Source organism: bacterium, from assembly GCA_031082185.1.
Taxonomy (GTDB): domain Bacteria; phylum Sysuimicrobiota; class Sysuimicrobiia; order Sysuimicrobiales; family Humicultoraceae; genus VGFA01.
The window spans coordinates 1-1,208 of sequence record JAVHLI010000038.1 but is presented as its reverse complement, the minus strand read 5'-3'; the positions used below and the strand labels follow the sequence as shown (position 1 = coordinate 1,208).

Here is a 1,208-nt window from a genome sequence, read left to right as displayed (position 1 = left end):
CACCCGTAGTCTGACTCCTGCAATTAAAGTTAACGGCATTCGGAGTTTGGTTAGGTTTGGTAGTCCGGTAAGACCCCTAGCCCATCCAGTGCTCTACCTCCGTTACTTAACTTGCAAGGCTATACCTAAATATATTTCGGGGAGAACCAGCTATCACCGAGTTTGATTAGCCTTTCACTCCTATCCACAGGTCATCCAAGCAGTTTTCAACCTACACTGGTTCGGGCCTCCATCTCGTGTTACCGAGACTTCACCCTGCCCATGGATAGATCACTCGGCTTCGGGTCTACTCCATGCGACTAATACGCCCATTTCAGACTCGCTTTCGCTACGGCTCCGCCTCACGGCTTAACCTTGCCACACAGAGTAACTCGCTGACTCATTATACAAAAGGCACGCAGTCATCCACCTTGCGGCGGACTCCCACTGCTTGTAAGCAAACGGTTTCAGGTTCTATTTCACTCCCCTCCCGGGGTTCTTTTCGCCTTTCCCTCACGGTACTAGTACACTATCGGTCGTCAGGTAGTATTTAGCCTTGGAAGATGGTCCTCCCAGATTCCCACAGGATTTCCCGTGTCCCGTGGTACTTGGGATACCACTAGGGCGCTTCAAGTTTTTGCTTACGAGGCTATCACTCTCTATGGCCAGGCTTTCCAGCCTGTTCAACTAACTATCCGCATCCCACATTGTGGTCCCGCAACCCCGTACTTGCCGAAGCAACTACGGTTTAGGCTGTTCCCGTTTCGCTCGCCACTACTAAGGGAATCGCTATTGCTTTCTTTTCCTGAGGGTACTAAGATGTTTCAGTTCCCCTCGTTCGCCTCTATGGCCTATGTATTCAGCCATAGATGCCCCGATATTAATCGGAGCGGGTTGCCCCATTCGGATATCCCCGGATCAAAGCCTGTTTGCGGCTCCCCGAGGCTTATCGCAGCTCGCCGCGTCCTTCATCGGCTCTTGGCGCCATAGGCATCCACCGTGTGCCCTTACTAGCTTGACCTCACCCTAACGCGCGCACCCCCGGTTTACCGGCTCTCGCCGGCTCACCTGTGTGCTCTTCCCCTGTGTAGTTTTCAAGGTGCAGGAACAACACCTGGTCCCTGAAGACCGAACAGCGAGAGGGAGGGGGGGATGGACCCGTGGATCGACCTGGGAGTGAGGAGAGGCGGGAGGGTTAGTCCCGGTCTCCGTTGCTCCTTAGAAAGGAG

At 53.9% G+C, this 1,208-nt stretch carries 1 rRNA gene; it reads right to left on the bottom strand.

From position 1 onward, the window contains the following. Positions 1–1,000: ribosomal RNA gene (locus tag RDU83_14015) — 23S ribosomal RNA — on the bottom strand; the annotation flags it as partial. Positions 1,001–1,208: the final 208 nt, after the last annotated feature.